This window comes from Enterobacter cloacae complex sp. HYC042_NIDB, from assembly GCF_056673315.1.
Genome location: NZ_CP109650.1, coordinates 317,276 through 334,721, shown reverse-complemented (window position 1 = coordinate 334,721; position 17,446 = coordinate 317,276). Strand labels below are relative to the sequence as shown.

Below are 17,446 nucleotides of genomic sequence, written 5' to 3'. Positions count from 1 at the left end.
CCATCGTATTTTTTTTACTCGCCTATTTTGTGACTCAGGTCACTTCATTCAACACCGCACCCCCTACATTTACGTGACATGCATCACACAAAATTCCGCTGTCTGGACAGTTGAACGATTCAGTGCCAGATTTCACAGCATCAGAACAGGGTCCGGCTACCTCTGCCGCCTCATTAACAATAAACCTCGGGCCGCAAGCCTAAGCGTAAACAGAAGAAGGGGTGTTTTATGTCATCCGATTTCAAGATCAAAGTTCAAAGCTTTGGTCGTTTCCTCAGCAACATGGTGATGCCAAATATCGGCGCGTTTATCGCGTGGGGTATTATCACCGCATTGTTCATTCCGACAGGGTGGTTGCCTAACGAAACGCTGGCGAAACTTGTTGGCCCAATGATTACCTATCTCCTGCCGCTGCTCATCGGTTATACCGGTGGTCGTCTGGTGGGCGGTGACCGTGGTGGCGTCGTGGGTGCCATCACAACCATGGGCGTGATCGTCGGTGCGGATATGCCGATGTTCCTCGGTGCGATGATTGCCGGTCCTCTGGGCGGCTGGGCGATTAAGAAATTCGACGTCTGGGTTGATGGCAAGATCAAGTCCGGCTTCGAAATGCTGGTGAACAACTTCTCTGCGGGCATCATCGGGATGATCCTCGCGATTCTGGCGTTCCTCGGCATTGGTCCGGCTGTTGAAGTGCTGTCCAAACTGCTGGCGGCGGGCGTTAACTTCATGGTGGCGCACGACATGCTGCCGCTGGCGTCTATCTTTGTTGAACCGGCGAAAATCCTGTTCCTGAACAACGCCATTAACCACGGTATCTTCTCGCCGCTGGGTATTCAGCAGTCTCACGATCTCGGCAAGTCCATCTTCTTCCTGATTGAAGCGAACCCGGGTCCGGGTATGGGCGTTCTGCTGGCGTACATGTTCTTTGGTCGCGGCAGCGCGAAGCAGTCTGCTGGCGGCGCGGCTATCATCCACTTCCTGGGCGGTATCCACGAAATTTACTTCCCGTACGTGCTGATGAACCCACGTCTGATCCTGGCCGTTATCCTCGGCGGTATGACTGGTGTGTTCACCCTGAGCGTGCTGGGCGGCGGTCTGGTCTCCCCTGCTTCTCCAGGCTCTATCCTGGCGGTGCTGGCGATGACGCCGAAAGGCGCGTACTTCGCGAACATCGCGGCGATCTGTGCGGCGATGGCGGTCTCCTTCGTGGTCTCTTCTATCCTGCTGAAAACCAGCAAGGTGAAAGAAGACGACGATATCGAAGCGGCAACCCGTCGTATGCACGACATGAAAGCCGAATCCAAAGGCGCGACCCCACTGGCGGCTGGCGATGTTTCTAACGACCTGAGCCACGTGCGTAAAATCATCGTTGCCTGCGACGCCGGTATGGGTTCCAGCGCAATGGGTGCCGGCGTGCTGCGTAAGAAAGTGCAGGATGCGGGTTTGACCAATATCTCCGTGACCAACAGCGCGATTAACAACCTGCCGCCGGACGTTGACCTGGTCATCACGCACCGCGATCTGACCGAGCGCGCTATGCGTCAGGTACCGCAGGCACAGCACATCTCGCTGACCAACTTCCTGGACAGCGGCCTGTACACCAGCCTGACCGAACGTCTGGTTGCCGCGCAGCGCCACGAAGACAACGAAGTGAAGGTGCGCACCAGCCTGCAGGACAGTTTTGACGAGAGCAACGCTCACCTGTTTAAGCTGGGCGCGGAGAACATCTTCCTCGGCCGTACCGCGAGCACCAAAGAAGAGGCGATTCGCTTTGCCGGTGAACAGCTGGTGAAGGGCGGCTACGTTCAGCCAGAATACGTTGACGCGATGCTGGAACGTGAAAAACTGACGCCAACCTACCTGGGTGAATCCATCGCGGTTCCGCACGGTACGGTTGAAGCGAAAGACCGCGTGCTGAAAACCGGCGTGGTGTTCTGTCAGTATCCTGACGGCGTGCGCTTCGGTGAAGAAGAGGACGACATCGCCCGTCTGGTGATTGGTATCGCCGCTCGCAACAACGAGCATATTCAGGTGATTACCAGCCTGACCAACGCGCTGGATGATGAGTCCGTCATCGAGCGCCTGGCACAAACTGAAAGCGTTGAAGAAGTTCTGGCCCTGCTCAACAAATAGCAGCGCCTCTTCCCTCTCCCCTTCGGGGAGAGGGCTAGGGTGAGGGGGAAACGTTCCTCACCCCAGCCCTCTCGGGTGAAAACATTGATGAAGGTTAACACTATGAAAGCATTACATTTTGGCGCAGGTAATATCGGTCGTGGCTTTATCGGTAAACTGCTGGCAGACGCGGGCATTACCCTGACATTCGCCGATGTGAATCAGGTGGTTCTGGATGCCCTGAATGCCCGTCATAGCTATCAGGTTCATGTGGTGGGTGAAAACGAACAGGTTGAAACCGTCTCTGGCGTTAACGCGGTCAGCAGCATCGGCGACGACGTGATTGACCTGATCGCCAGCGTTGATCTGGTGACCACCGCCGTGGGTCCGGTGGTGCTCGAACGTATTGCTCCTGCGGTCGCGAAAGGCCTGACGAAGCGTAAAGCACAGGGCATTGAAACACCGCTGAACATCATCGCCTGTGAAAACATGGTGCGCGGCACCACGCAGCTGAAAGGCCACGTTATGGCGGCCGTGGCTGAGGAAGATAAAGCCTGGGTTGAAGCGCACGTCGGGTTTGTGGATTCCGCTGTAGACCGTATCGTTCCGCCGTCCGAATCCGCCACCAACGATCCGCTGGAAGTCACTGTTGAAACCTTCAGCGAGTGGATCGTCGATAAAACTCAGTTCAAGGGCGCGCTGCCGACCATTCCGGGAATGGAACTTACTGATAACCTGATGGCATTTGTCGAACGCAAACTCTTCACGCTGAACACCGGGCATGCTATAACCGCGTACCTCGGAAAGTTGGCCGGTCATCAGACCATTCGCGACGCGATCCTCGATGAGCAGATCCGCGCGGTGGTGAAAGGGGCAATGGAAGAGAGCGGCGCGGTGCTGATCAAACGCTACGGTTTTGATGCTGATAAACACGCAGCATACATCCAGAAAATCCTCGGTCGTTTTGAAAACCCGTATCTGAAAGATGACGTTGAGCGCGTGGGCCGTCAGCCGCTGCGTAAGCTGAGCGCGGGCGACCGCCTGATTAAGCCGCTGCTGGGCACGCTGGAATACGGTCTGCCGCACGCCAACCTGGTGAAAGGAATTGCTGCCGCGATGCACTACCGCAGCGAGCAGGACCCGCAGGCGATTGAGCTGGCTCAGCTGATTGATGACAAAGGCGCGCAGGCTGCGCTGGCGCAGATTTCCGGTCTGGACGCCAGCAGCGACGTGGTTGCGGAGGCGGTTAACGCATACAACGCAACCAAATGATGCAGAATCCGGCGCAGGTAAGCCTGCGCCCGAATAACAGATTGTCAGATATGCAGGCAATAATGGAACAAACCCAGGCCTTTGAAAATCGTGTGCTTGAGCGTCTGAATGCTGGCAAAACCGTACGAAGTTTCCTGATTGCCGCCGTCGAGCTGTTAACCGAGGCGGTGAATATCCTGGTGCTTCAGGTGTTTCGCAAAGACGACTACGCGGTAAAGTACGCTGTAGAACCGTTACTGGACGGAGACGGACCGCTGGGCGATCTGTCGGTGCGTCTGAAGCTGATTTATGGTCTTGGCGTGCTCAACCGCCAGGAGTATGAAGACGCTGAACTGTTAATGGCGCTGCGCGAAGAGCTCAATCATGACGGTAATGAGTACACTTTTACCGATGATGAGATCCTGGGGCCGTTCGGCGAGCTGCACTGCGTCACCGCCCTGCCTCCTGCTCCCCATTTTGATAACAGCGACCCTGAACTTTACGCGATGCAAAAGCTGCGCTATCAACAGGTTGTCCGTTCCACTATGGTCCTCTCCCTGACTGAGCTGATTTCTAAAATCAGCTTAAAAAAAGCGTTTCAGAAGTAACCCCGTTCACATTGGTGTATCCTTCCCTGTAATTCCCCCGATTTAGAGTCAATTGTCATGAAAGAAGTCGAAAAGAACGAAATTAAACGCCTGAGCGACCGTCTGGATCTGATCCGTCACCAGATGGCTGGCCTGTCTCTGGTTGATTCCGCCGAGAAATATGCCGAGCTGGAAAAAGAGTCCGCGAAGCTGGAAGCGGAAATCGAGCGCCTGCGCGAAGTGAAAGGCCAGAAGCTGAGCAAAGAAGCGCAGAAGCTGATGAACATGCCGCACCGCCGCGCGATCACCAAAAAAGAGCAGGCTGACATGGGCAAGCTGAAGAAAAGCGTCCGTGGTCTGGTGGTGGTGCACCCGATGACCGAGCTTGGCCGCGAAATGGGCCTGAAAGAGATGACGGGTTTTTGTAAGACCGCATTCTGATTTCATGCCGGGTGGCGCTGCGCTTACCCGGCCTACTCTTTTCCCCTTCGCGTGAATTGGTCCAACCAATAGCGCAATCAATCCTCCCCCGGTTCACAATTCCATTATTTGCGCTCACAAAACCATTGCCACTCCATAACATCTGGTTAACCATTCATTGTCATTAACCCTACAACACAATATTGGCAGGACCACTTTTACACAGTTTGTGACGCAGAGTTGAGCGGAGACTCACCCGCAGCACAGGCTGTCTGGTCCCCAGGAGACCTGCATGAGCCTCTGGCAACAAAACTACGACCCGGCCGGCAATATCTGGCTGTCGAGCCTGATCGCATCGCTACCGATCCTGTTCTTCTTCTTTGCGCTGATTAAGCTCAAGCTGAAGGGCTACCTCGCCGCGACGTATACCGTTGCCATCGCCCTGCTGGTGGCGCTGTTCTTCTACAAAATGCCGGTCGACCGCGCGCTGGCCTCCGTCGTCTACGGTTTCTTCTACGGCCTGTGGCCGATTGCGTGGATCATCATCGCCGCGGTCTTTGTCTATAAAATCTCGGTAAAGACCGGGCAGTTCGACATCATTCGTTCGTCGATTCTCTCCATCACCCCTGACCAGCGCTTGCAGATGCTGATTGTCGGCTTCTCCTTCGGGGCGTTCCTTGAAGGCGCGGCAGGATTCGGCGCACCGGTGGCGATCACCGCCGCGCTGCTGGTCGGGTTGGGCTTTAACCCGCTGTACGCCGCTGGCCTGTGCCTGATTGTGAACACCGCACCGGTGGCGTTTGGCGCGATGGGGATTCCGATTCTGGTCGCGGGTCAGGTGACTGGGCTGGACAGCTTTGAGATCGGCCAGATGGTTGGCCGCCAGCTGCCGTTCCTGACCATTATCGTGCTGTTCTGGATCATGGCGATTATGGACGGCTGGCGCGGCGTGAAGGAGACCTGGCCTGCGGTGATGGTGGCAGGCGGCTCGTTCGCGATTGCCCAGTACCTCAGCTCGAACTTCCTTGGCCCGGAGCTGCCGGACATCATCTCTTCCCTGGTGTCGCTGGTCTGTCTGACGCTGTTCCTGAAACGCTGGCAGCCGGTGCGTATCTTCCGCTTTGCGGACATGGGCGCATCGCATGTGGATCAGACCCTCGCCCGCACCGGCTATACCGCCGGACAGATCGTCCGCGCCTGGTCGCCGTTCCTGTTCCTGACCGCTACCGTGACGCTGTGGAGCATACCGCCGTTTAAATCGCTGTTCGCTCCCGGCGGCGCGCTGTACGACATGGTGATTAACATCTCCGTGCCGTTCCTCGACAAGATGGTTGCCCGTATGCCGCCGGTCGTGCACGACGCCACCCCGTATGCGGCAGTGTTTAAGTTTGACTGGTTCTCCGCCACCGGGACCGCCATCCTGTTTGCGGCACTCCTTTCCGTGGTGTGGCTGCGCATGAAGCCTGCCGCCGCGGTACAGACTTTTGCGGCAACAATTAAAGAGCTGATGCTGCCGATCTACTCCATCGGCATGGTGCTGGCGTTCGCGTTTATCTCGAACTACTCCGGCCTGTCGTCGACGCTGGCGTTAGCGCTGGCGCACACCGGCCACGCATTCACCTTCTTCTCGCCGTTCCTCGGCTGGCTGGGGGTGTTCCTGACGGGTTCAGATACCTCGTCTAACGCCCTGTTTGCCGCCCTGCAGGCGACGGCTGCGCAGCAGATTGGCGTGTCGGACGTGCTGCTGGTCGCCGCGAACACCACCGGCGGCGTGACCGGCAAAATGATCTCCCCGCAGTCCATCGCCATTGCCTGTGCGGCGGTGGGACTGGTGGGCAAAGAGTCGGACCTGTTCCGCTTTACCGTGAAACACAGCCTGATATTCACCTGCATGGTGGGCGTGATCACCACCCTGCAGGCCTATGTCTTAACCTGGATGATCCCATGATAGTGATGCCCAGACGCCTGTCCGACGAGATTGCCTCTCGCGTGCGGGCGCTGATTGAAGAACAACAGCTGGAAGCGGGCATGAAATTGCCCGCCGAGCGCCAGCTTGCCGCCCGGCTTGGCGTATCGCGTAACTCATTGCGCGAGGCGCTGGCGACGCTGGTCAGCGAAGGCGTACTGGTGAGCCGTCGCGGCGGCGGCACCTTTGTGCGCTGGCAGCATGATGACTGGTCCGAGCAAAACATCGTTCAGCCGCTGAAGACGCTGCTGGAAAACGACCCGGACTACAGCTTCGACATTCTTGAAGCGCGTCACGCCATCGAAACCAGTACCGCATGGCACGCAGCGATGCGGGCAACCGAAGCCGACAAAGAGAAGCTCAAAGCCTGCTTCGAAGCCACGCTAAGCAGCGACCCGGACATCGCCTCCCAGGCGGACGTGCGTTTCCATCTGGCAATCGCCGAGGCGTCGCACAACGTGGTGCTGCTCCAGACCATGCGCGGGTTCTTCGACCTGCTGCAATCCTCCGTGAAGCAGAGCCGCCAGCGCATGTATCTAGTCCCGCCGGTCTTTGCCCAACTGACCGAACAGCACGAGGCGGTGCTCAACGCCATTCTGGCCGGCGATGCCGAAGCCGCGCGCAAGGCGATGATGGCGCATCTCGGCTTCGTGCACACTACCATTAAACGATTTGATGAAGACCAGGCCCGACAGGCGCGTATTACCCGTCTGCCTGGCGACAGTGATATTTCCAGGGAGAACAAAGCATGATTATTTCAGCAGCCAGTGACTACCGCGCCGCGGCGCAGCGCATTTTGCCGCCGTTCCTGTTCCACTACATCGACGGTGGGGCGTATGCCGAATACACCCTGCGCCGAAACGTGGAGGATCTGTCAGAAGTGGCCCTGCGCCAGCGCGTGCTGAAGAATATGTCTGACCTGAGCCTTGAGACGAAACTGTTCAACGAAACGCTTTCCATGCCGGTAGCGCTCGCGCCTGTCGGCTTATGCGGCATGTACGCCCGCCGGGGCGAAGTGCAGGCCGCCGCCGCAGCGGATGCCAAAGGCATTCCGTTTACCCTGTCTACCGTATCCGTCTGCCCGATTGAAGAGGTCGCGCCGACCCTCAAGCGCCCGATGTGGTTCCAGCTGTACGTCCTGCGCGATCGCGGCTTTATGCGTAACGCCCTGGAGCGCGCCAAAGCGGCGGGCTGCTCCACGCTGGTCTTTACAGTCGATATGCCCACGCCCGGCGCGCGCTACCGTGATGCCCACTCCGGCATGAGCGGCCCGAATGCCGCCCTGCGCCGCTACTGGCAGGCGGTAACGCATCCACAGTGGGCGTGGGATGTGGGTCTGAACGGCCGACCGCACGATCTGGGGAACATCTCGGCCTACCTTGGCAAACCGACCGGGCTGGAGGATTACATCGGCTGGCTGGCGAACAATTTCGATCCGTCCATCTCGTGGAAAGACCTGGAGTGGATCCGTGAGTTCTGGGATGGCCCGATGGTGATCAAAGGGATCCTCGATCCGGAAGATGCCCGTGACGCGGTGCGTTTTGGCGCGGATGGAATTGTGGTCTCTAACCACGGCGGACGTCAGCTCGACGGCGTGCTCTCTTCCGCCCGCGCCCTGCCGGCCATTGCCGATGCGGTGAAAGGCGATATTGCCATTCTGGCCGACAGCGGCATCCGCAACGGGCTGGACGTGGTGCGCATGATTGCCCTGGGCGCCGACAGCGTGCTGCTGGGACGCGCATATCTTTACGCCCTGGCGACGGCTGGTCAGGCAGGCGTGGCAAACCTGCTGAACCTGATCGAGAAAGAGATGAAGGTAGCGATGACCCTGACCGGCGCGAAGTCGATCAGTGAAATCAGCAAGGATTCGCTGGTGCAGGAGCTGGGTAAACTGCCGGCGGCGCTGGCTCCGCTGTCACATGGCGACGCGGCCTGATCCTCTCCCGTTACCCCACCTTTCCCATGCGTCCGATTTCCCCCTCGGGCGCTTTTTTTGTCGAAAATAACACCTGCGTAACATTCTGGATAAGAAAATTTGACACATCCCTCCCGTTCGCAATTGTATAGACAAGCAAATACAAGAACACAAAAACAACATCACATCGGAGGGGAGCGTATGACCTATTCAGGTAAGGTGGATATTCAGCAGGTGATCGACGAGAGTCCTTTTTCAGGGTTTCACTGGCTTCTTATCGTGCTGGGCTTTCTGGTTCTGGCGATCGATGGTTTTGATACGGCAGCGATGGGCTACATCGCGCCCACGCTGTCGGCAGAATGGGGGATCCATAAGCAGGATTTGGGGCTGGTGCTGAGTGCGGCGCTTCTGGGCCTGTCGCTGGGAGCCCTTATTGCAGGTCCGGTATCGGACCGGATGGGACGCAAGCGCGTGCTGGTCTTTTCGTGCCTGTTCTTCGGCCTGGCGAGCCTGGGGACGGCCTGGGCGCAAAGCCTGAATACCCTGACGCTGTGGCGCTTTCTGACGGGTCTCGGGCTCGGCGCCGCCATGCCAAACGCCATCACGCTGATCTCAGAGTTTGCCCCCCAGCGCTGCCGCGCCATGGCGATTAATACCATGTACTGCGGCTTCCCTCTGGGCGCAGCGGGCGGCGGGGCGATCTCTTCCTGGCTAATTCCCCACCACGGCTGGCGAAGCGTGCTGCTGACCGGCGCGATTGCGCCGCTGATTTTAACCGTGCTGCTGGCGCTGCTGCTGCCGGAATCGGTGAAGTTTCTGGTGCAGCGTGGGAAAGACGTCGCGCAGGTTCGCCGCATTGCCAGCCGGTTCAGCCGCAGTACGCTGGAGAGCGTTACGGGCTTTTTCCTGGCGGAAGAGAAAGCCGCGTCTAAAAAAGGGAGCGTGGGGCAGCTGTTTTCCATGCCCTGGCTACCCGGCACCCTGATGCTGTGGGTGACTTATTTTATGGGGCTGGTGATTTATTACGTCCTGCTGAGCTGGATGCCGACGCTGATGCAGGGGATGGGTTATGCCCTGGCGGAATCCGCCTGGCTCACCTCGCTGTTTACCTTCGGCGGCACCGCAGGCATTCTGCTCGCGGGCTGGATGATGGACCGCTGGGAAGCGCACAAGGTGGTCGCAGGTGGTTTTGTGCTGACGATGGGCCTGATTCTTTTGCTTGGCCTTGAGCATAACCATATCGCCCTGTTTGGCGGGCTGATTTTCCTGATGGGGATCGCGATGAACGGCGCGCAGTCGGGCATGCAAACCCTCGCGGCCACCTTTTACCCTACCGAGTGCCGCGCGACGGGCATCGCCTGGATGCAGGGCATCGGCCGCTTTGGCGGCGTGGCGGGAACCATGACCAGCGCCCAGCTTCTTTCGATGCAGTGGCAGGCAGACAGTATTTTAATGATCCTCAGCGTGCCCGCTCTGGTAGCCGCGGCGGCAACCGTCTACAAAATGCTGTACAGCCGCTCGCAGGAACCCGGCGTCGCGTAGTTCCTCTCTTTTCTGCTATTCTGCCCCCGCAATTAAGGGGGCAGCATGCTTAACATCGTTTTATTCGAACCAGAAATTCCGCCGAACACCGGCAATATCATCCGCCTGTGCGCCAACACCGGTTTTCGTCTGCACATCATCGAGCCGATGGGCTTTACGTGGGACGACAAACGCCTGCGCCGCGCGGGGCTGGATTACCATGAATTTACCGCCGTGGTTCGCCATCACGATTACGCCGCGTTTCTGGAAGCAGAGAAGCCGCAGCGCATGTTCGCCCTGACCACCAAAGGCACGCCAGCGCACAGCGCCGTGAGCTATCAGGAGGGTGACTATCTGATGTTTGGCCCGGAAACCCGCGGCCTGCCGGCCACGATCCTGGATGCCCTGCCCGCTGAGCAGAAAATCCGTATTCCGATGATGCCGGACAGCCGCAGCATGAACCTGTCGAACGCGGTGTCGGTGGTGGTGTATGAAGCCTGGCGCCAGCTGGGTTACCCGGGCGCCATTCTCAGAAGTTAAATGCCGTCACCATACTCGAAGGTATGGTGAATGCCGTTGAAGTGCTGATCCATATCCATGGACGGCTTATCGCTGTCTGGCTTACCAACGATGCGCGCCGGTACGCCAGCGGCGGTGGTGTGCGGCGGCACGGGCTGGAGCACAACCGACCCTGCGCCAATCTTCGCGCCGCGCCCGACTTCGATATTGCCGAGGATTTTAGCCCCCGCGCCAATCATCACCCCTTCACGAATTTTCGGATGGCGATCGCCGCTGGTTTTTCCGGTACCGCCCAGGGTAACCGACTGCAGGATCGAGACGTCGTCTTCAATCACCGCCGTTTCCCCGACAACGATACCGGTGGCGTGGTCGAGCATGATCCCGCGGCCAATCTTCGCCGCCGGGTGAATATCAACCTGAAACGTCACGGAAACCTGGTTTTGCAGGAAGATCGCCAGCGCGCGGCGGCCTTCATTCCACAGCCAGTGGCCAATGCGGTACGCCTGCAGCGCGTGGAAGCCTTTCAGGTACAGCAGCGGCGTGGAGTATTTATCGACCGCCGGGTCACGGGTGCGCACGGCCTGGATATCACAGGCGGCAGAGGCGATCATTTCCGGGTCGGCGGCGTAGGCCTCTTCCACTACCTCACGAATGGCGATAGCAGGCATGATGGAGGAAGCCAGCTTGTTGGCGAGCATATAGCTCAGCGCGCTGCCGAGATTTTCGTGCTTGAGTAGCGTCGCGTGATAGAAACTGGCCAGCATAGGCTCACAGTCCGCCAAAGCGCGGGCTTCGGCTTTAATGTTATTCCAGACGATATCCAGTTCTTCACACGGCATTGCTTACTCCAGACGATAGTTAATGACCAGCCAGTTCTGCGCTGGCTGGGTCATTCAGGTGACAACGGTTCCGACTAGTTACTGCTGCGCTCGTCCTTGCGCGCACGACCTAATAGGGTCAATGCTGCCTCGCGCGCATTTTTTCCGCAATACAATACCTGATAAATTTCCTCGGTTATTGGCATTTCGACACCAAACCGGTGCGCCAATTCGCGGACTTCTTTGGTATTGCGGTAGCCTTCCACCACCTGTCCAATCTTCTCTTGCGCGCTTTTTACATCGCTGCCCTGTCCGAGCATCATGCCAAAGCGGCGGTTACGCGACTGGTTATCGGTACAGGTCAGCACCAGATCCCCCAGACCCGCCATCCCCATAAAGGTGGCCGGATCGGCACCCAGCGCTTCGCCCAGACGGGACATCTCGGTTAAGCCTCGGGTAATCAACGCCGTACGCGCGTTGGCGCCAAAGCCAATACCGTCAGACATCCCGGCCCCGATGGCAATCACGTTCTTCACCGCGCCACCCAGCTGCACGCCGATAAAATCGGGGTTGCTGTAGACGCGGAAGCTCTTGCCGCAGTGCAGCAGTTGCTGGAGATCGTCGGAGAAGGCCTGATCGGTGGATGCCAGCGAGATCGCCGTCGGCAGGCCCGCAGCCAGCTCTTTGGCAAAGGTCGGCCCGGAGATGACCGCCAGCGGGATCTCATCCCCCAGCGCTTCGCGGGCAACGTCCTGCAGCAGACGTCCGGTTTCCGCTTCCAGCCCTTTGGTCGCCCAGACGATACGCGCATCCGGGCGCATCAGCGGCTTGATCTGATTCAGCACGTCGCCAAAGACATGGCTTGGCACCACAATCAAAATGTTGCGGCTGGCCGCCAGCGCGGTTGCAAGATCGCTTTCCAGGTGCAGGGTGTCAGGGAACGGAACGTCCGGGAGAAACGCCACATTGCAACGGTCGCGCTGCAGCGTGGCGATATGTTTTGGATCGTGGCCCCACAGGACCACGTCGTGACCATTTCTTGCCAGCGTGATGGCAAGAGCGGTGCCGTATGAGCCGGCACCGATCACAGTCATTGACGCATTAACAGTGCTCATCAGGCATCCTGATGTTGTTCGGCACCTTCGCCAGCCTGCTGCTGCAGATAGTTCATGAACAGCGCATCAAAGTTCACTGGCGCAAGGTTCAGTTGCGGGAATGTACCGCGAGAAACCAGGCTGGTGATGCATTCACGGGCATACGGGAACAGGATGTTCGGGCAGTATGCACCCAGGCAATGCGCCATCTGGTTGCCTTCGATGCCGCCGATGGAGAAGATACCGCCCTGCTGTACTTCGCACAGGAATGCAGTTTCTTCGCCCAGAGAGGCGGTCACGGTCACACGCAGTACGACTTCATACACGTCATCCGCCAGCTGGGTGGATGCGGTATCCAGATCAAGTTTAACCTCTGGCTGCCAGTCTTTCTGGAAAACGTGCGGCGCATTTGGCGCTTCGAAAGAGACATCCTTGGTGTAGATACGCTGGATCTGGAAAGTCATTTCGGTGTTGTTTTGTTCTGACATGGAAATACCCTTTTTAATTGTCCTAAAGTCTCTTAGCTCAGCAGCGGATCGAGTCCACCACGGGCGTCGAGCGCATACAAGTCATCACAGCCGCCAATGTGCTGCGCATCAATAAAAATCTGCGGAACCGTCGTACGACCACTACGTTGGATCATCTCTTCGCGTTTGATCGCGTCACCGTCGATCGGCAGTTCCTGGAACGTGACGCCTTTGCTGCTCAGCAGCGCTTTCGCACGGTGGCAGAACGGGCACGTCGCTTTGGTGTAGATCTCAATATTGGCCATGACTGAACTCCTTATTTACCGCGAACCAAAGGAAGATTTTCCCCGCTCCAGCCGGAAATACCTTCTTTCAGTACCGTTACGTTTTCGAAGCCCGCTTTGTAAAGCGCGCTGGCAGATTCCTGCGCCTGCATACCGGTCGCATCCACAACGATAATGGGCTGGGCTTTGTGTTTCTCAAGCTCACCAACGTTGTTGGCTTTGATTTCAGCTGGCAACAGGTTGATTGCGCCGGCAATGTGACCTTTACGGAAATCGTCACGCTGACGCAGATCGACAACGACGGCATCTTCTTTGTTAATCAGACGCGTCGCTTCACCACGGGTGATAACCTTAATCTTAGACGTCAGGCTCTTAAATGTGGTGAACAGCACAGCAGCCAGCAGGCCAATCCACGCGATGCTCAGTACCGGATGGCGGCTAACGAATTGCATAATTTCTTGCATGGAGGGTAACTACTCCCGACTAAGTGATAAAAAAACCAGGACAGGAGTATACCTGTGCGTTCTGGCAAATACAGCCAGCGACCATAACCTAATCCATTTTCTGCGGCATGCCACCTAAAAAAATGCCTCAAAATGGTCCGGTCAGCATCTTGCCCCCGCGTTTTCTTTGATCTTCTGCGGCTATTTGATCGATTCAGCTGTAGTAAAATTACGCAAATTTTGACTCTTGAGCATAAGGTTGTTGCAATGTCGGTTTCTAAAAAACCTATGGTACTGGTGATTCTGGATGGCTATGGCTACCGTGAAGATAGCCAGGATAACGCTATTTTCAACGCAAAAACCCCGGTCATGGATGCACTGTGGGCAAAACGTCCGCATACCCTGATTAACGCATCCGGTCTGGAAGTGGGCCTGCCGGATCGCCAGATGGGCAACTCCGAAGTTGGCCACGTTAACCTCGGCGCGGGTCGTATCGTGTATCAGGATCTGACCCGTCTGGACGTCGAAATCAAAGAACGCACCTTCTTCGCTAACCCGGTTCTCTGCGGTGCGGTAGATAAAGCCGTTGCGGCAGGTAAAGCGGTGCACATCATGGGTCTGCTCTCCGCAGGCGGCGTGCACAGCCACGAAGATCACATCATGGCGATGGTTGAACTGGCCGCTGAACGCGGTGCGGAAAAAATCTACCTGCACGCCTTCCTGGACGGTCGTGACACGCCACCGCGCAGCGCAGAAGGGTCCCTGAAAGCTTTCGAAGACAAATTCGCTGCGCTGGGCAAAGGCCGCGTGGCCTCCATCATTGGCCGTTACTACGCTATGGACCGCGACAACCGCTGGGATCGCGTTGAACAGGCCTATGACCTGATGACTCTGGCAAAAGGGGAATTCCAGTTCCCGACTGCGGTTGAAGCACTTGAAGCCGCTTACGCGCGTGATGAAAACGACGAATTCGTGAAAGCGAGCGTGATCCGCGCTGAAGGCCAGGCCGATGCCGCAATGGAAGATGGCGACGCGCTGATCTTTATGAACTTCCGCGCTGACCGCGCGCGCGAAATCACCCGTGCGTTCGTCAACAGCGACTTCGACGGTTTTGCCCGTAAGAAAGTGGTGAACATCGACTTCATCCAGCTGACCGAATACGCGGCAGATATCAACGCCCCTTGCGCTTACCCACCAGCCTCGCTGGCTAACACCTTCGGTGAGTGGATGGCGAAGAACGACAAAACGCAGCTGCGTATTTCCGAAACGGAAAAATACGCGCACGTGACCTTCTTCTTTAACGGCGGCGTTGAAGAGCCGTTCAAAGGCGAAGAGCGCATTCTGATCAACTCGCCGAAAGTCGCGACTTACGATCTGCAGCCAGAGATGAGCTCTGCGGAATTGACTGAAAAACTGGTCGCGGCCATCGAAAGCGGCAAGTACGACACCATCATTTGTAACTACCCGAACGGCGACATGGTCGGCCATACCGGCGTAATGGAAGCGGCAGTGAAGGCGGTTGAAGCGCTGGACCACTGCGTTGAGCAGGTTGCGAAAGCGGTTGAGTCCGTTGGCGGCCAGCTGCTGATCACCGCTGACCACGGTAACGCCGAGCAGATGCGTGACCCGGCAACCGGTCAGGCGCACACCGCCCATACCAACCTGCCTGTTCCACTGATTTATGTGGGTGATAAATCACTGAAAGCAGTAGAAGGCGGCAAGCTTTCCGACATCGCGCCAACCATGTTGTCGCTGATGGGTATGCCGATCCCTGAAGAGATGACTGGTAAGCCGCTGTTCATCGTGGAATAATCGCTCCCCATGAGGGGAAAGGCGATTTTTTCAATCACATGGGTCGTGAAGCCGCTTAGGCTATCAGTCAGACCTCTGCTTTGCGCCAGCGCACTCAGCGCTGGCGTATTGCTGTGCGCCGCATCCGCCCACGCGGATGACCGCGACCAGCTGAAATCCATTCAGGCCGATATCGCCGCCAAAGAGCGTGCGGTACGCCAGCAGCAACAGCAGCGCGCCACCCTGCTCGCCCAGCTTAAGCAGCAGGAAGAGGCCATCTCCGCTGCCGCACGTAAACTCCGTGAAACGCAAAACACCCTCACCCAGTTGAACAAACAGATCGACGAGATGAATGCGTCGATTGCCAAACTGGAGCGCCAGCGTGATGCGCAGGAGCGCAACCTCGCAGCACAGCTGGATGCCGCATTCCGCCAGGGTGAGCATACCGGACTCCAGCTGATCCTCAGCGGTGAAGAGAGCCAGCGCGGCCAGCGTCTGCAGGCCTATTTCGGCTATCTGAACCAGGCGCGTCAGGAGACCATTGCACAGCTGAAACAAACGCGTGAAGAGGTCTCCACCCAAAAAGCGGAGCTGGAAGAGAAGCAGAGCCAGCAGCAGACGTTGCTCTACGAACAAAAAGCGCAGCAGGCGAAACTTGAGCAGGCCCGTAACGAACGCAAGAAAACGCTGTCGGGTCTTGAGTCCTCCATTCAGGCAGGACAGAGCCAGCTGAGCGAAATGCGCGCCAACGAATCAAAACTGCGTAACAGCATTGCCCGTGCGGAAGCCGCAGCGAAGGCGCGCGCCGAAAAAGAGGCCCGCGAGGCGCAGGCGGTTCGCGACAAGCAGCAGGAAGCCTCCCGCAAAGGGACCACCTACAAGCCAAGCGAAAGCGAACGCTCCCTGATGTCGCGTACCGGCGGTCTGGGTTCCCCGCGCGGTCAGGCCTACTGGCCCGTTCGCGGCACTATTCTGCATCGCTATGGCGAACAGCTGCAGGGTGAGCTACGTTGGAAAGGGATCGTTATCGGTGCGTCTGAAGGTAGCGAAGTGAAAGCCATCGCCGATGGCCGCGTGATCCTGGCCGACTGGCTGCAGGGTTACGGGCTGGTGGTGGTGGTCGAGCATGGTAAAGGCGACATGAGTCTTTACGGCTACAACCAGAGCGCGCTGGTCAGCGTCGGCACCCAGGTGCGCGCCGGCCAACCCATCGCCCTTGTGGGCAGCAGTGGCGGTCAGGGCCGCCCGTCACTCTATTTCGAAATTCGTCGTCAGGGTCAGGCGGTCAATCCACAGCCGTGGTTGGGAAGATAAGTTTTGCTTCAATTTCGTCGAATGGTTCTCTCCGTCGTCAGCGCACTGGCGCTGGCTGCACTACCGGTATATGCAGGTAAACTCGCCATCGTGATTGATGACTTCGGTTATCGACCACACTATGAAAATCAGGTGCTGGCGATGCCATCAGCCATCTCCGTCGCCGTCCTGCCGAATGCGCCTCACGCGCATGAAATGGCGACCAAAGCGCACAATAGCGGCCACCAGGTCCTCATCCATCTTCCGATGGCACCGCTCAGCAAGCAGCCGCTGGAAAAAGACACCCTGCGCCCGGATATGAGCAGCGATGAGATCGAACGCATCATCCGCGACGCCTACAACAAGGTGCCGTATGCCGTGGGTCTGAACAACCATATGGGCAGCGCGATGACCTCCAGCCTGTACGGTATGCTGAAGGTGATGCAGGCGCTGGAGCGTTACAATCTCTATTTCCTTGACAGCATGACCATTGGCAACAGCCAGGCGATGCGTGCCGCTCAGGGTACGGGGGTGAAGGTCATCAAGCGCAAAGTCTTCCTGGACGACTCCCAGAACGAAGCGGATATCCGCGTGCAGTTCAACCGAGCGGTACAGCTGGCGCGCCGTAACGGTTCGGCGATTGCCATCGGGCACCCGCATCCGTCTACCGTTCGCGTTTTACAGCAAATGCTGCCGACCTTACCTGCCGATATCACGCTGGTACGCCCGAGCGATCTGCTGAACGAGCCGCAGGTGGATACCTCTACGCCGAATTCTGCGCAGCCCGTCCCGACGGCACCGCGTAACCCGTTCCGCGGCGTGAAGCGCTGTGTACCGAAGCAGCCGCTAGAACCGGTCTACGCGACCCGCGTCTTCTCTGTCATCGGAGACAGCATCAGTAACAGTACGCTGGTGAAATACGTCCAGCAGCAGTGGCAGGGATGGGGCAAGAAAGCCTGACG

The 17,446-nt window shown here is 57.8% G+C and carries 17 protein-coding genes; 12 read left to right on the top strand and 5 right to left on the bottom strand.

The genetic code is table 11. The features are described 5' to 3' along the window. Window positions 1-228: 228 nt before the first annotated feature. The 9 genes from OKF39_RS01605 to trmL all read left to right on the top strand — a co-directional run bounded on the left by OKF39_RS01605 (window position 229) and on the right by trmL (window position 10,315). On the top strand, window positions 229-2,136 hold the full coding sequence (locus OKF39_RS01605) for a PTS mannitol transporter subunit IICBA (RefSeq protein WP_028015047.1): 1,908 nt from the start codon (window positions 229-231) through the stop codon (window positions 2,134-2,136). Between the two features lie 102 nt (window positions 2,137-2,238). Next, window positions 2,239-3,387: a mannitol-1-phosphate 5-dehydrogenase gene (gene mtlD / locus OKF39_RS01600; protein WP_032644949.1), complete on the top strand. Its 1,149-nt coding sequence runs from the start codon at window positions 2,239-2,241 to the stop codon at window positions 3,385-3,387. Continuing rightward, window positions 3,384-3,974: a mannitol operon repressor MtlR gene (mtlR, locus tag OKF39_RS01595; protein WP_028015045.1), complete on the top strand. Its 591-nt coding sequence runs from the start codon at window positions 3,384-3,386 to the stop codon at window positions 3,972-3,974. The genes mtlD and mtlR overlap by 4 nt, the downstream gene beginning before the upstream one ends. 57 nt (window positions 3,975-4,031) lie before the next feature. Next, window positions 4,032-4,394, top strand: a complete 363-nt coding sequence (locus tag OKF39_RS01590; RefSeq protein ID WP_028015044.1) for a YibL family ribosome-associated protein — start codon at window positions 4,032-4,034, stop codon at window positions 4,392-4,394. A 271-nt stretch (window positions 4,395-4,665) separates the two neighbouring features. Further along, on the top strand, window positions 4,666-6,321 hold the full coding sequence (gene lldP, locus OKF39_RS01585) for an L-lactate permease (RefSeq protein WP_028015043.1): 1,656 nt from the start codon (window positions 4,666-4,668) through the stop codon (window positions 6,319-6,321). Beyond that, window positions 6,318-7,091: a transcriptional regulator LldR gene (lldR, locus tag OKF39_RS01580; protein ID WP_045260049.1), complete on the top strand. Its 774-nt coding sequence runs from the start codon at window positions 6,318-6,320 to the stop codon at window positions 7,089-7,091. Before lldP ends, lldR begins: the two co-directional genes overlap by 4 nt. Then, on the top strand, window positions 7,088-8,275 hold the full coding sequence (gene lldD / locus OKF39_RS01575) for a quinone-dependent L-lactate dehydrogenase (RefSeq protein WP_479983421.1): 1,188 nt from the start codon (window positions 7,088-7,090) through the stop codon (window positions 8,273-8,275). Before lldR ends, lldD begins: the two co-directional genes overlap by 4 nt. Before the next feature lie 180 nt (window positions 8,276-8,455). Continuing rightward, a complete protein-coding gene (locus OKF39_RS01570) occupies window positions 8,456-9,796 on the top strand; it encodes an MFS transporter (protein ID WP_479983420.1) in 1,341 nt (446 codons plus the stop codon). Between the two features lie 45 nt (window positions 9,797-9,841). Beyond that, a complete protein-coding gene (trmL, locus tag OKF39_RS01565; RefSeq protein ID WP_028015039.1) occupies window positions 9,842-10,315 on the top strand; it encodes a tRNA (uridine(34)/cytosine(34)/5-carboxymethylaminomethyluridine(34)-2'-O)-methyltransferase TrmL in 474 nt (157 codons plus the stop codon). On the opposite strand, the gene cysE is transcribed toward trmL, so the two are convergent. The 5 genes from cysE to OKF39_RS01540 form a co-directional block, all read right to left on the bottom strand. Continuing rightward, window positions 10,312-11,133, bottom strand: coding sequence for a serine O-acetyltransferase (cysE, locus tag OKF39_RS01560; protein ID WP_008502718.1), 822 nt, complete (start codon window positions 11,131-11,133; stop codon window positions 10,312-10,314). The genes trmL and cysE overlap by 4 nt on opposite strands. Window positions 11,134-11,207: 74 nt before the next feature. Then, window positions 11,208-12,227 (bottom strand): NAD(P)H-dependent glycerol-3-phosphate dehydrogenase, encoded by a 1,020-nt coding sequence (gene gpsA, locus OKF39_RS01555; RefSeq protein ID WP_045630251.1) that lies wholly within the window; start codon window positions 12,225-12,227, stop codon window positions 11,208-11,210. After that, on the bottom strand, window positions 12,227-12,694 hold the full coding sequence (gene secB / locus OKF39_RS01550; protein WP_003860835.1) for a protein-export chaperone SecB: 468 nt from the start codon (window positions 12,692-12,694) through the stop codon (window positions 12,227-12,229). Before secB ends, gpsA begins: the two co-directional genes overlap by 1 nt. Before the next feature lie 32 nt (window positions 12,695-12,726). Continuing rightward, window positions 12,727-12,978 (bottom strand): glutaredoxin 3, encoded by a 252-nt coding sequence (gene grxC / locus OKF39_RS01545; RefSeq protein ID WP_028015037.1) that lies wholly within the window; start codon window positions 12,976-12,978, stop codon window positions 12,727-12,729. An 11-nt stretch (window positions 12,979-12,989) separates the two neighbouring features. Continuing rightward, complete coding sequence (locus tag OKF39_RS01540) at window positions 12,990-13,421, bottom strand: rhodanese-like domain-containing protein (RefSeq protein ID WP_014882007.1); 432 nt, start codon at window positions 13,419-13,421, stop codon at window positions 12,990-12,992. Window positions 13,422-13,667: 246 nt separating this feature from the next. Between OKF39_RS01540 and gpmM the strand changes: the two genes are divergently transcribed. The 3 genes from gpmM to OKF39_RS01525 are packed head-to-tail and all read left to right on the top strand — an operon-like array spanning window position 13,668 to window position 17,444. Further along, entirely contained in the window at window positions 13,668-15,212 is a 1,545-nt protein-coding gene (gene gpmM, locus OKF39_RS01535; protein WP_479983419.1) for a 2,3-bisphosphoglycerate-independent phosphoglycerate mutase, read from the top strand. A gap of 33 nt (window positions 15,213-15,245) precedes the next feature. Continuing rightward, window positions 15,246-16,505, top strand: a complete 1,260-nt coding sequence (envC, locus tag OKF39_RS01530) for a murein hydrolase activator EnvC (protein ID WP_231940812.1) — start codon at window positions 15,246-15,248, stop codon at window positions 16,503-16,505. Window positions 16,506-16,508: 3 nt separating this feature from the next. Further along, window positions 16,509-17,444, top strand: coding sequence for a divergent polysaccharide deacetylase family protein (locus OKF39_RS01525; RefSeq protein ID WP_190320727.1), 936 nt, complete (start codon window positions 16,509-16,511; stop codon window positions 17,442-17,444). Window positions 17,445-17,446 lie beyond the last annotated feature (2 nt).